This is a genomic window from Saccharothrix hoggarensis (assembly GCF_042678885.1).
GTDB classification, from domain to species: Bacteria; Actinomycetota; Actinomycetes; order Mycobacteriales; family Pseudonocardiaceae; genus Actinosynnema; species Actinosynnema hoggarensis.
On the sequence record NZ_JBHTLK010000058.1, the window covers coordinates 24,313 to 35,187 of the forward strand.

General features: G+C 72.9%; 13 protein-coding genes and 1 pseudogene. 9 read left to right on the plus strand and 5 right to left on the minus strand.

The genetic code is table 11. The annotated features are described in order from the left end of the window. A complete protein-coding gene (locus ACFQ3T_RS13995; protein WP_380723672.1) occupies nucleotides 1-1,020 on the minus strand; it encodes a threonine aldolase family protein in 1,020 nt (339 codons plus the stop codon). Between the two features lie 153 nt (nucleotides 1,021-1,173). Between ACFQ3T_RS13995 and ACFQ3T_RS14000 the strand changes: the two genes are divergently transcribed. The 7 genes from ACFQ3T_RS14000 (at nucleotide 1,174) to purB (ending at nucleotide 6,331) form a co-directional block, all read left to right on the plus strand. Continuing rightward, nucleotides 1,174-1,692: a SigE family RNA polymerase sigma factor gene (locus ACFQ3T_RS14000; protein WP_380723673.1), complete on the plus strand. Its 519-nt coding sequence runs from the start codon at nucleotides 1,174-1,176 to the stop codon at nucleotides 1,690-1,692. A 17-nt stretch (nucleotides 1,693-1,709) separates the two neighbouring features. Next, the gene (locus tag ACFQ3T_RS14005) at nucleotides 1,710-2,471 is read left to right on the plus strand and encodes a hypothetical protein (RefSeq protein WP_380723674.1); all 762 of its coding nucleotides are present in this window, start codon (nucleotides 1,710-1,712) and stop codon (nucleotides 2,469-2,471) included. Nucleotides 2,472-2,546: 75 nt separating this feature from the next. Next, nucleotides 2,547-2,870, plus strand: a complete 324-nt coding sequence (locus ACFQ3T_RS14010) for a DMT family transporter (protein WP_380723675.1) — start codon at nucleotides 2,547-2,549, stop codon at nucleotides 2,868-2,870. Between the two features lie 13 nt (nucleotides 2,871-2,883). Beyond that, on the plus strand, nucleotides 2,884-3,468 hold the full coding sequence (locus tag ACFQ3T_RS14015) for a TetR/AcrR family transcriptional regulator (protein WP_380723676.1): 585 nt from the start codon (nucleotides 2,884-2,886) through the stop codon (nucleotides 3,466-3,468). Nucleotides 3,469-3,512: 44 nt separating this feature from the next. Then, nucleotides 3,513-4,043: an RNA polymerase sigma factor gene (locus ACFQ3T_RS14020; protein ID WP_380723677.1), complete on the plus strand. Its 531-nt coding sequence runs from the start codon at nucleotides 3,513-3,515 to the stop codon at nucleotides 4,041-4,043. Then, complete coding sequence (locus ACFQ3T_RS14025; RefSeq protein ID WP_380723678.1) at nucleotides 4,040-4,840, plus strand: hypothetical protein; 801 nt, start codon at nucleotides 4,040-4,042, stop codon at nucleotides 4,838-4,840. Before ACFQ3T_RS14020 ends, ACFQ3T_RS14025 begins: the two co-directional genes overlap by 4 nt. Nucleotides 4,841-4,897: 57 nt before the next feature. Then, nucleotides 4,898-6,331, plus strand: a complete 1,434-nt coding sequence (gene purB / locus ACFQ3T_RS14030) for an adenylosuccinate lyase (protein WP_380723679.1) — start codon at nucleotides 4,898-4,900, stop codon at nucleotides 6,329-6,331. Nucleotides 6,332-6,634: 303 nt separating this feature from the next. On the opposite strand, the gene ACFQ3T_RS14035 is transcribed toward purB, so the two are convergent. The 4 genes from ACFQ3T_RS14035 to ACFQ3T_RS14050 are packed head-to-tail and all read right to left on the minus strand — an operon-like array spanning nucleotide 6,635 to nucleotide 9,559. Next, the gene (locus ACFQ3T_RS14035; protein ID WP_380723680.1) at nucleotides 6,635-7,078 is read right to left on the minus strand and encodes a hypothetical protein; all 444 of its coding nucleotides are present in this window, start codon (nucleotides 7,076-7,078) and stop codon (nucleotides 6,635-6,637) included. 56 nt (nucleotides 7,079-7,134) lie between these two features. Further along, nucleotides 7,135-7,884 carry an amino acid ABC transporter ATP-binding protein gene (locus ACFQ3T_RS14040; protein WP_380723681.1) on the minus strand — a complete coding sequence of 250 codons (750 nt, stop codon included), beginning with the start codon at nucleotides 7,882-7,884 and terminating at the stop codon, nucleotides 7,135-7,137. Beyond that, nucleotides 7,881-8,711, minus strand: a complete 831-nt coding sequence (locus ACFQ3T_RS14045) for an amino acid ABC transporter permease (protein ID WP_380723682.1) — start codon at nucleotides 8,709-8,711, stop codon at nucleotides 7,881-7,883. Before ACFQ3T_RS14045 ends, ACFQ3T_RS14040 begins: the two co-directional genes overlap by 4 nt. Next, nucleotides 8,708-9,559 carry an ABC transporter substrate-binding protein gene (locus tag ACFQ3T_RS14050; RefSeq protein WP_380723683.1) on the minus strand — a complete coding sequence of 284 codons (852 nt, stop codon included), beginning with the start codon at nucleotides 9,557-9,559 and terminating at the stop codon, nucleotides 8,708-8,710. Before ACFQ3T_RS14050 ends, ACFQ3T_RS14045 begins: the two co-directional genes overlap by 4 nt. A 62-nt stretch (nucleotides 9,560-9,621) precedes the next feature. Between ACFQ3T_RS14050 and ACFQ3T_RS14055 the strand changes: the two genes are divergently transcribed. Together ACFQ3T_RS14055 and ACFQ3T_RS14060 are read left to right on the plus strand one after the other, a co-directional pair. Continuing rightward, nucleotides 9,622-10,512 (plus strand): phosphoribosylaminoimidazolesuccinocarboxamide synthase, encoded by an 891-nt coding sequence (locus ACFQ3T_RS14055; RefSeq protein WP_380723684.1) that lies wholly within the window; start codon nucleotides 9,622-9,624, stop codon nucleotides 10,510-10,512. A gap of 72 nt (nucleotides 10,513-10,584) precedes the next feature. Further along, nucleotides 10,585-10,875, plus strand: a pseudogene (locus ACFQ3T_RS14060) (DUF2334 domain-containing protein); the annotation flags it as partial.

A 10,875-nucleotide genomic window follows, 5' to 3' on the forward strand; every position in this document is an offset into this window, starting at 1 on the left:
TCAGCTCGCCGACCCGATCCGGCGCAACGCCTCCGCCACGTCGTCCGCGCTGACGTCCCGGTGCGTCACGAACCGCACCTTGCCCGACATCGGCCCGGCGAACACGCCGAGGTGCCGCAGCCCGGTCAGCGTCACGTCGAGGTCCGGCACGCCGGCCAGCACGATGTTCGTCTCCGGCTCGTCCACCTGCCAGCCCAGCTCGCCGAGGCCCTGCGCGAGGGTGCGGGCGTTGGCGTGGTCCTGCGCCAGGTCGTCGATGCGGTCGAGCCCGACCAGGCCCGCCGCGGCCAGCACGCCGCCCTGCCGGACGCCGCCGCCGAGCATCTTGCGCACCCGACGGGCCTCCGCCACGAACGCCGTCGACCCGGCCACCATCGACCCGACCGGCGCGCCGAGCCCCTTGGACAGGCACACCTGGACGGTGTCGACGCCGACGGTCAGCGCCGCGGGCGGCAGTCCCAGTGCCACGGCCGCGTTCCACAGCCGCGCGCCGTCGAGGTGCACCCGGAGGCCGGTTTCCCGTGCCGCCGACACCAGCAGGGCGTGCTCGTCGGGCTGCGTCACCGACCCGCCGGAGGCGTTGTGCGTGTTCTCCAGGCACAGGAGCGTCGTGCGGAGGGCGTAGTACGGCCCACTGGCGCCGGCGGCGGCGCGCACGGCGTCGGGCGACGCCCGCCCCGGCCCCGCGTCGCACTCCAGCGGGTGCGGCATCCCGCCGGCGATCCACGCGACCGTGCCGAGTTCGTTGTCCAGCACGTGCGCGCCGCGCGGCGCGAGGAACCGGTCGCCGGGCCGCAGGTGGACGGTGAGCGCGATCAGGTTGCCCATCGACCCCGAGGGCACCCACAGGGCCGCGTCCACGCCCAACAGCTCCGCGACGCGTTCCTCGAGCAGCCTCATGGTGGGGTCGTGGTCGAGCACGTCGTCGGCGACCTCGGCGCCGGCCATGGCCCGTCTCATCGCCTCGTCGGGCTGGGTGACGGTGTCGGAGCGGAAGTCCAGGGGTGCGAGCTGGGTCACGAATGGATCACATCACACCTGGCAAGCCCTGACCGCGTCGTGCCCCCGGTACCACGATGGGGGGTGACGCAAGTCTCGGAGAACCGGCGTGCAACCGTGGGAGCCACCCATTCCGTCCGGTAGGTGCAAGCACGACGAGCGGAGAGAGTCCGCGTGGATCAGCGCGACGAGCAGGAGTTCGCGGAGTACTTCGCCGCCCGCCGGGAGGCCGTGCGCCGAACGGCGTTCCTGCTCTGTGGTGACTGGCACCGGGCGGACGACCTCGCGCAGACGGCGTTCGTCGCGTTGCACCGCAGGTGGCGCAAGGTCCGGGACAAGCAGGCCCTGGACGCCTACGTCCGCCGGTGCGTGGTGCGCGCGGTGATCGACGAGTCGCGGCGGCCGTGGCGGCGGGAGCGCTTCGTGGACGAGGTCCCGGAGACGCCCTCGGGCGACGGCGAGATCGCGGACTCGGTGGCCACGCGCGAGGCACTGGTCGCGGGCTTGCGGCGGGTGCCGCCGCGCCAGCGCGCGGTGCTCGTGCTCAGGTTCCTGGAGGGCCTGGACGTCGCGGCGACCGCCGAGGCGCTCGGGTGCTCCGAGGGGACCGTGAAGAGCCAGACCTCACGGGGTCTGGAGGCCCTGCGCGAGGCGCTGGGCGACACGATCGACGATTTGCGGCCCGCGTCGTGAGCAGGAGGTGGAGGTAGGTGGACGAGCACAGGCTCGCGGAGCTGTTCCGCGACGCGACCCGTGACGCGCCGCCCGCGTCCTTCGACGTGGCGGGTGTCCGGTCGGCGTCGGCGCGGGCGACCGCGCGGCGGCGCTCGGCGCTCGCGCTCGGCTCGACCATGGCGTTCGTGCTGGTGCTGGGCGGTGTCGCGGCCTCGACCGACCTCCTGTCGAGCCGGAACGGCAGCACGGACAGCGCCGCGGCGGGTTCCGCTCAGGACGTCTCGTCCCCTAACGTGCCCAGTCTCAACGCGGCCGAGCCCGACGGGCCGCGGCAGGAGGCGTCGCCGGACCGCGGCGACGAAGGTTCCACCAAGAGCATCCCCGGTGACTCGTCTACGCAGGGGGACGACCCATCGGGGAGTGCCGACCGCCCGCCGGTCGGCAGCGCCCAACGCGGGTGCGTTGAGGTGGACCGGGAGCTCGCCGTCGCCCTCGCCGACGAGCTCCCGGTCGCCAACGGCGTGGAGCCGTCGACACCGGACGCGAACTGCCCGGTCGAAGCCCGCGGCGCGGCTTTCGCGGTGCGCGACGGCGACGTCCACGGCACCGTGTCCGTCGTGATCGCCCCGCCCGGCGCGCTGGGGCTGGCGCCGGACGGGAACGTGCAGGTCCGAACCGCGAACACCCCCGGCGGCGACCAGTTGCACGTGCTGAGCCGGCCCGACGAGGGCTCGACGGCGGTCCCGTTCGCCGGTGAGCTGGAGTCGATCGCGCAACGGCTCGCGGCCCGGTTCTGACGACCCGACCCACCATTCTTGCACGGACGTACCACTAATTTGGTACGCTTGTGCCAGAACGGGGAGGTGGTCGTCATGGCGTGGGCCGTGCTCATCGTGTCCGGCGTGTTCGAGGCCGGCTGGGCCGTCGCGCTGAAGCTGTCCGACGGCTTCAGCAGGCTGTGGTGGACCGTGGTGTTCGCGGTGTGCGCGCTGATCAGCTTCGCCGGCCTGGCGTGGGCGATGAAGCAGCTGCCCGCCGGACCGGCGTACGCGGTGTGGACCGGGATCGGCGCGGCGATCACCGCCGTCGTCGGCATGATCTGGCTCGGCGACGGCGTCTCCACGCTCAAGCTGGTCTCGATCGGCCTGATCGTCAGTGGTGTCATCGGCCTCAACCTGGCCGGTGGCGGGCACTAGTACCTTTCCTGCAATGACAGCCGCAACGCCGAAGGGCGAACGCCGGCGCCAGGCGCTGGTCGAAGCCGCCGCCGGCCTCCTGGTCGACGGCGGCTTCGACGCGATCCGGCACCGCGCCGTCGCCGAGCGCGCGGGCCTGCCGCTGGCCTCCACCACGTACTACTTCGACTCGCTCGACGACCTGATCACCGCCGCGCTGGAGCACCACGGCAAGGCCGAGCTCGCGTACGGCAAGGCGCGCCTGGACGAGCTGGACCCGCGCGAGTGCGGCGGCGACGCGTTCATCGAACTCGTGCTCGACCTCCTGCTCGGACCGCCCGGCGACGGTGACGCGGAAGCCGTGCTGCTGCGCTACGAACGCCTCGTCGCCACGGGTCGGCGGCCGTACCTGCGGCCGTTGATGCGGACGCTGTCCGGCGAGCTGCACGCCCTGCTGTTCGACATCTTCACCCGCGCCGGCCAACCGGTCACCCGCGAACGCGTCGAGGAGCTGATCGCGCTGGTCGACGGCGCCGTCGTGAACGCGCTCATCGAGATCAGCCCCGACCCGAGGGCGGCCGCCCGCCGGATGCTGCGCAAGTCGTTGCAACCCCGCTGACCCCCGACCGCGTTGGTAGGAGTGGGGGAGCGGAGGGGGATGGCATGCGCAAGGCCGACGAGCAGGGCTTCCGCGAGTTCGCGGTGAGCCACGCCGCTTCGCTGCGGCGCACGGCGTACCTGTTCTGCGGCGACTGGCACATGGCCGAGGACCTGATGCAGGCCAGCCTGCTGAAGCTCTACCAGGCGTGGCACCGGATCGAGTGGCGCGACACCGCGTCCGCGTACGCCCGCAAGGTGCTGCTGCGCACGTGGCTGGACGAGAAGCGGCGGCCGTGGCGGCGGGCGGAGCAGCGCGACGGCGAGGTGCCGGACGTCGCCGACTCGGCCGCCGACCCGGAACGGGCCGGTGAGCAGCTGTGGGCCCGCGACCTCGTGCACGCGGGGCTGCTGCGCGTGCCGCCGAGGCAGCGGGCCGCCCTCGTGCTGAGGTACTTCGAGGACCTGCCGGTGAGCGAGGTCGCGGTGGCGATGGGGTGCTCCGAGGGCACGGTCAAGAGCCAGACCGCGCGCGGGCTCGTGGCGCTGCGCGCGGCCGTCGAGGAACTGGAGCGGGGGGCGGTGGTGGCGTCGTGAGCGAGGCAGACCTGCGGGAAGGCCTGCGCGCCGCGGTCGGCGACGAGCCGCCGCTGGACTTCGACCCGGACGAGCTGATCCGCCGGGCCGAGCACCTGCGCCGGCGTCGGCGCGCGCTCGTGGCCGTGGGGGTGGCGACGCTCGCCCTCACCGGGACGGTGCTGTCCCTGCCCGGGGTGCTCGACCGGCGGCCGGCGGGGATCGACGCGGCGGAGGCCCCGGTGTTGACGACCGCGGTGTCCCCGCCACCGGCCGCCGTGCCGCCGCCGCAGACGGTCGCGCCCCAGACGGTCGCGCCGCGGACGACCGTCACCACGCCGGTGATCACCGACGCCTCGACGCGGTACCTCACCGACTACCTGACCAAGCGGTTCCCCGACGTCGTGCCGGGCGTGAAGGTCGTCGGCGTCGACTTCACCGACACGCACAAGCAGGCCCGGGCGGGGTACCTCACCGGCCTCGTGCGCTTCGTCGACGGCGCGGGCTCCAGCGCGGTGGCCGTGCAGCTCAGCGTGCCGCCGGCGCGGGTGACCCGGGACCAGTTCTGCGCCACGGTCGTGTGCGACGAGCCGCGGCGCGAGGCGGACGGCAGCCACCTGGAGTTCGCCACGTCCACCGACCCCGAGTCGAAGATGACGACGCACACCGTGGCGCACTTCCGCGCCGACGGGTCGGTGGTGCAGGTCAGCGGCTACAACCACGACCCGACGCGGGTGGGCGCGCCGCGGGCCGAGGTCGCGTTGGCGCCGGAGCAGATGGCGCGGCTGGCCACGGACCCCGGCATCACCCTGCGCTGACGGCGGCCGGCGCTCCCCGCCGTCCGGCCCGCCGCGCGCGCGAAATATGCTGGTCACGTGACGGTCAAGCCCCGCATCGCCAATGTCCTCGCCGGTCGCTACGCCTCCACCGAGCTGGCCACGCTGTGGTCCGCCGAGCACAAGATCGTGCTGGAGCGGCGGCTCTGGCTCGCGGTCCTGCGGGCGCAGGCCGAGCTGGGCGTCGACGTGCCCGCCGAGGCCATCGCCGACTACGAGCGCGTGGTCGAGCAGGTCGACCTGGCGTCCATCGCCGAGCGCGAGCGGGTCACCCGGCACGACGTCAAGGCGCGGATCGAGGAGTTCAACGCCCTCGCGGGCCACGAGCACGTCCACAAGGGCATGACCTCGCGCGACCTCACCGAGAACGTCGAGCAGTTGCAGGTCCTGCGGTCGCTGGAGCACGTGCGCGGCAAGACGGCTGCCGTCCTGGGCCGCCTCGCGCAGCGCGCCGCCGAGCACACCGACCTCGTCATGGCGGGCCGCTCGCACAACGTCGCCGCGCAGGCCACCACCCTCGGCAAGCGCTTCGCGTCCGCCGCCGACGAGGTGCTGGTGGCGTTCCAGCGGCTGGACGAGCTGATCGCCCGCTACCCGCTGCGCGGCGTCAAGGGCCCGGTCGGCACCGCCCAGGACATGCTGGACCTGCTCGGCGGCGACCAGGACAAGCTGGTGGAGCTGGAGCGGTCCGTCGCGGGCCACCTCGGCTTCGAGAAGGTGCTGACCAGCGTCGGCCAGGTCTACCCGCGGTCGCTGGACTTCGACGTCGTCTCCGCGCTCGTGCAGCTGGCCGCCGGCCCGTCGTCGCTGGCCAAGACGATCCGGCTGATGGCGGGCCACGAGCTCGTCACCGAGGGCTTCAAGCCGGGCCAGGTCGGCTCCAGCGCGATGCCGCACAAGATGAACACCCGGTCGTGCGAGCGGGTCAACGGGTTCGCGGTGATCCTGCGCGGCTACCTGTCGATGGTCGGCGAGCTGTCGGGCGACCAGTGGAACGAGGGCGACGTGTCGTGCTCGGTGGTGCGCCGCGTGGCGCTGCCGGACGCGTTCTTCGCGTTCGACGGGCTGCTGGAGACGTTCCTCACGGTGCTGGACGAGTTCGGCGCGTACCCGGCGGTCGTCGCCCGCGAGCTGGACCGCTACCTCCCCTTCCTCGGGACCACGAAGGTGCTGATGGCGGCCGTGCGCGCGGGCGTCGGCCGGGAGACCGCGCACGAGGCCATCAAGGAGAACGCGGTGGCGGTGGCGCTGGCCATGCGCGAGCAGGGCCTCGCCGAGAACGACCTGCTGGACCGGCTGGCCGCGGACGACCGCCTGCCGCTGGACCGGGCCGCGCTGGACGCCCTGCTCGCCGACCGCCTCTCGTTCACCGGCGTGGCGGAACAGCAGGTCGCCGCCGTGGTCCGCCAGGTGGAGGACATCCTCGCGAAGTACCCCACCGCCGCCGGCTACGCCCCCGCCCCCATCCTCTAAGCGCGCCCGCGCACCACGCCCAAACCGCGTGCCGACAGCACCACGCGCGAGGTCGCGTCGGCCGTTCGCGGCTCATTCGCCGGCGATCATGCTTTTCGATCGCCGGCGAATCAGACGCGAGCGGCCGACTTCCAGGCGACCGAGCCGCCGTCTGCGGAGCAGCGGCCATGTGCACGGTCGCGTCGGTCGTTCGCGGCTCATTCGTCGGCGGTCATGCTTTTCGATCGCCGGCGAATCAGGCGCGAGCGGCCGACTTCCGGGCGACCGAGCCCGCGACGCCGGAGGCGGCGCAATCCAACACAGTCAAGCCCGTTCCCACGCCAGGCGGTTGCGGCGGGTGCGTTCGCAGACCAGGTCGCGGCCCGTGGGGTCGATCGCGGTCGCGCCTTCTTCGGTGCAGGGGAAGCCCTCGATCGCCACCTGGTCGAACTTCGGCGGGGTGGTGGTCGTCACGGCCGGCGGGGGCGCGGGCTGCGGCTGGACCTGCACCGGGGGTGGCGGCGGCGGGGGTGGTTCGGTCGTGCCCGCCACAGTCGTCGGCTCCGGCGTCGTGGTGGTCGTGACCGGCCGCACCGAGATCTGGGCCACCGCCGGGATCGACGTCACGGGCGCCGAGGAGCTGGAGATCGTCGGGAGCACCACCGGCTCGGGGCTCGCGGCCGGCTTGCCGCACGCGCCCACGAGGAGCAGCACGAGCAGCCCGCCGCTCGCCGCGACAGGCGCCACTGATGCCTTCGGATGGACCACGGCAAGCAGAGTAGGGGCCGGCGGTCCGATACCCCAAGTGGCCTCTCCCGAGCGGCCTAGAGGCGGCCCGCGTCGATGACCCTCCGGAGGAACTGCCGGGTGCGCGGGTGCACCGGCTCGCCGAGCACCTGCTCGGGCGGTCCGGATTCGACGAGCCGGCCGCCGTCGAGGAACACGACGCGGTCGGCCACCTGCCGCGCGAACCCCATCTCGTGGGTCGCCATGAGGATCGTCCGACCGTTGCCGGCCAGCTCCCTGACCAGCGCCAACACCTCGCCGACGAGTTCCGGGTCCAACGCGCTGGTGATCTCGTCCAGCAACAGCAGGCGCGGCGAGTAGGCCAGTGCGCGGGCGATCGCGACCCGCTGCTGCTGCCCGCCGGACAACTGCTCGGGGTAGCTGCCCGCCCGGTCCGCGAGCCCGACCCGTGCCAGCAGCTCGTGGGCGTTGCGCTCGGCCTCGGACCGCGGCACGCCGTGCACGACGCGCGGGGCCAGGGTGATGTTGTCCAGCACGGTCATGTGCGGGAACAGGTTGAACGCCTGGAACACGATCCCCATGCCGCGCCGGGCGACGTCGGCGTCCACCCGCGGGTCGGACACGTCGACGCCGTCCAGCAGCACCTGGCCGTCGTCCAGCTCCTCCAGCAGGTTGACGCACCGCAGCAGGGTCGACTTGCCCGACCCCGACGACCCGATCAACGCCACCACCTCGTGCTCGCGCACGTCGAGGCTGACGCCGTCCAGCACGGTGGCGTCGACGTAGCGCTTCACCATCCCGCGCACGCTGAGCACCGGTTCGGTCATCGTCCCCCCTGACGGCGTTCGACGCGCCGGCCCATCGCGTCGGCGAACCGCGCCGTGGGCACCGCGAGCAGCACGAACAGCAACCCCGCGACGACGTACGGGGTGAAGTTGAACGCCCGCGCCTGCTCGATCTGCGCGGCCCGCACCGCGTCCACCGCGCCCAGCACGGAGATGAGCCCGCAGTCCTTCTGGAGCGCGACGAAGTCGTTCAGCAACGCGGGCATGACCCGCCGCACGGCCTGCGGCAGGACCACCAGCCGCATGGTCTTGCGCGGTCCGAGGCCGAGCGACCGGGCCGCCGCGACCTGCGACGGGTGCACCGACTCGATGCCGGCGCGGAACACCTCGGCCACGTACGCGGTGTAGGCGAGGACCAGGGCGGCGCCGCCGAGCACCACGAAGTCGTTGGGCACGCCCGTCAGCCGCAGCGCGGGCAGGCCGAACCCGACCAGGTACAGCAGGATGATCAGCGGCAGGCCGCGGAACAGGTCCACGTACACCGTGGCCAGCGCGCGCAGCGGGAACCACACCGGGCCGCGCAGGGTGCGCAGCGCCGCCACGCCCAGCGCGAGCACGAGGATCAGCGCGCCGCACACCACCAGCACGCGCAGGTTCAGCCACAGGCCCTCGAGGATCGCGGGCAGCGAGCGCCACGCGATCTCCAGGTTGAAGAACGACTGCCGCACCCGCGGCCAGCCGGGCGCACCGGTGACGGTGAGCCCGGCGGCGACGGCGAACACGACGGTCGACAGCAGGGCGACCAGCGTGGACCGCCGCGAACGGGAACGCTTGTACGCCAAGCGTTCCCGCTGCAGCTCGCTCGTCACTTCAGCTCGGGTGCTGTGCCCGCGGCCGACAGCCATTCCTGCTCGATCTTGGCGAGGGTGCCGTCGGCACGCAGGTTCTCCACCGCCGTCGAGACGCACGCGGTCAGCGGGCTGCCCTTGTCGAGGACGATGCCGAACTGCTCGGGCTTGCCGTCGCCGGACGGGATCTGGCCGACGATGTGCCCGTCGTCCAGCTCGGCCGACGTGATGTAGAACGCGGTCGGCAGGTCCACCACCAGGGCGTCGATCTGCCCGGCCCGCAGCGCGGCCTTGGCGTCCTCGTTGGTGTTGTACACGGCCACGTCCTGCTCGGGCTGGAGGCGCTTGGCGGCGTCGAAGCTGGTGGTGCCGACCTGGGCGCCGATCTTGACGGACTTCAGCTCCGCCAGCGTCTTCACCGACGCGGCCTTGGACGACTTCAGCGTCACCACGGCCTGGTCCACGTCGTAGTACGGCGCGGAGAAGTCGACGGCCCGCTTGCGCTCCTCGGTGATCGAGAACTCGTTCAGGTCCATGTCGTACGTCTTCTTGCCGGGCTGGATGGCCGCGTTGAACGGCACCCGCGTCCACACCACGTCGGTCTTCGCGTAGCCCAGCTCCTCGGCCAGCGCGTACGCCACCGCAGACTCGAAGCCCTTGCCGTTGGCGGGGTCGTCGTCCACGAACCACGGCTCGTACACCGGCTGGTCCGTGCCGAACGTGATCTTACCCGGGGTCAGCGTCGGCAGCTTGTCCTTCGTGCAGGAGACGCCGTCGACCTGGTTGGTCGGCGGCGCGGTCTGGTCCGCGGGGGCGCAGGCCGCCGCGAGGAGGGCGGTCACGGCGAGTATCAGTCCGGGTGCACGCATGGGTGGAATCTTGCCGCAGGTGGGAAGGGGGGCCCATGAGCTGGGACAAGTAGGCTTCGGACGTGCCCAAGCTCGCTGACTACCGCCAGGTCGCCGCAGGCAAGGTCCGTCAGATCCACGAAGTGGACGACGACCTGCTGCTGTTCGTGGCGTCCGACCGGATCTCCGCCTTCGACCACGTGCTCGTCACCGAGATCCCCGACAAGGGTCGGGTGCTCACCGCGATGAGCGTGTTCTGGTTCGAGGAGTTCGCGGACCTGGCGCCGAACCACCTGGTGGCGTGGGACGACCCGCGCATCCCCGCCGAGGTGCGCGGCCGCGCGCTGCTGGTGCGGAAGCTCGACATGGTCCAGGTGGAGTGCGTGGCGCGCGGCTACCTGACCGGTTCCGGGATGGTGGAGTACCGGCGCGACGGCTCGGTGTGCGGCGTGCGGCTGCCGTCGGGCCTGGTCGAGGCGTCCGAGCTGAGCCCGCCGATCTTCACCCCGGCGACCAAGGCCGAGCTGGGCGCGCACGACGAGAACGTGTCGTTCGCCGAGGTCGAGGCCCAGGTCGGGGCGGAGCTGGCCGGCCGGCTCCGGGACGTGACGCTGGAGGTCTACGGCGCGGCGCGGGAGTTCGCCCGGTCGCGCGGCGTGATCCTGGCCGACACGAAGTTCGAGTTCGGCCTGGACCGGTCCGGTGCGCTGGTGCTCGGCGACGAGGTGCTGACCCCGGACTCGTCGCGCTACTGGCCGCTGGACGGGTACGAGCCCGGTCGCGTGCAGCCGTCGTTCGACAAGCAGTACGTGCGCGACTGGCTGACGTCGGACGCCTCCGGCTGGGACCGCGCGTCGGACGCCCCGCCGCCGCCGCTGCCCGACGACGTGGTGGCCGCGACCCGCGCCCGGTACGTCGAGGCGTACGAGCGGATCACCGGGCGGTCGTTCGCGGACTGGCCGAGTCCGGAATAGTTCGCCGGCTCCGCACCCGGCCGTCACCTCGTCGTAGAGCGGACGACACGCCGGTGGTGCGCACTGGGTGGCATGGTCGCCGACCTCGTGGTTTCGCTGTCCGGCATCGGGCCGAGCACGCTCGCCCGGTGCGCCGACCTCGCCGCCGAGCTCGACCGGCGGCACGTGCCGCTGTCGTTGCTCCTGGCGCCGCGCAAGGCCGTGCCCGGCCCCGCGCTCGACTGGGTGCGCGACCGCGTCTCCGCCGGTGACGCGCTCGTGCTGCACGGTTTCGACCACCAGCCCGACCCCGCCCGCCGGGCCGGGTCGTCGCTGCGCAGGCGGGCCGAGTTCTCGGCGCTGCCCGCGCACGAAGCCGGCCTG